Annotated in this window: 1 pseudogene and 1 riboswitch; the pseudogene reads right to left on the bottom strand. The window is 53.6% G+C overall.

What is annotated here, in order from left to right:
- A pseudogene (locus KI809_RS20340) lies at positions 1 to 314 on the bottom strand (Ig-like domain-containing protein); the annotation flags it as partial.
- Positions 315 to 386: 72 nt separating this feature from the next.
- Positions 387 to 462, bottom strand: a riboswitch (cyclic di-GMP riboswitch).
- Positions 463 to 952: the final 490 nt, after the last annotated feature.

The raw sequence follows: 952 nt of genomic DNA, 5'->3' as shown, positions 1-952 counted from the left end.
TAGCAGGGCTCGTTCCACATCATGAAGCTCTTGCCGGTCCCTCTAGGGTGCAGCCCGTTGATGTTCAGGGTGTTGTGATTGCCGTCAAGGTTGCTGCAGGCCTCGGTTCCCGCCACGCGGTAATCGTAGTAGCCGTCAGGAATCGGCGTGGCGCAGTTCTGCCCGGGGATGCAGGTAGCACCGGAAGCTCCCTGTGCGGGGCTCCAATCGCTGCGTGAATCGAAATCGTCTGAGAACAACACTGCGGCAGAGGCGACGTTAGTTGACAAGAGGATTCCTAAGGTTGCGGTCAGTAATGCATTGCGCTTCTTCATTTCTATCTCCTTTTGTCCCGGACACAAAAAAGCCGGGTCGCTTCTCTATGATGGAAAATTCCATCTGCTAGATTCGGCGACCCGGCTGTCTCAGGGAGACCCGTGGGCTTTCCGTCCCATCCTCGCGGATGGTTTAGTATTGTCGTTGTTGCTATTCAGTTTTATTTATTCTTTGTTAACCGCTTCCGTGCTTGTTGCTCATCGCAACCTCCATCCTCTACACAGTCATTGCTTTATGCCTGTGCTATCGCAACTGCAGTGCCAAAGATCTGCACCACACATAAGTCATCGTAATCAGTGCCCTTTACACAGAACTGACTGAAAAATAAGAGCTTCACATCTGCACGAAACCTGCACAGTGCCAGGCGCCCGTCACCTCAAGTGACCGTATTTACTGAGTCTGCCGCTCCTTCTGAACAAGTTGAACAACTGTCCAACTGCTGAGCAGCGGGCTGACGATCTGGCGCCGCCTGGGTCCCCGGCAGGGGGAAAAATGTTCAAAACCCTTATTTTTTAGAAAAAAACTGCGCAAGGGGGGGGAATATTGATGGGGGATAACCGGAATCGGGTAGGAGGCGGGATTACTCCCGCCGTCCTCCCACACCACCCTGCGTACGGTTCCGTACAGGGCGGTTCAC

Origin of the sequence: Geoanaerobacter pelophilus (genome assembly GCF_018476885.1) — a bacterium.
Taxonomy (GTDB): domain Bacteria; phylum Desulfobacterota; class Desulfuromonadia; order Geobacterales; family DSM-12255; genus Geoanaerobacter; species Geoanaerobacter pelophilus.
Note: the sequence above shows the minus strand (reverse complement) of the source record. Positions and strands in the feature narration are given on the sequence as shown.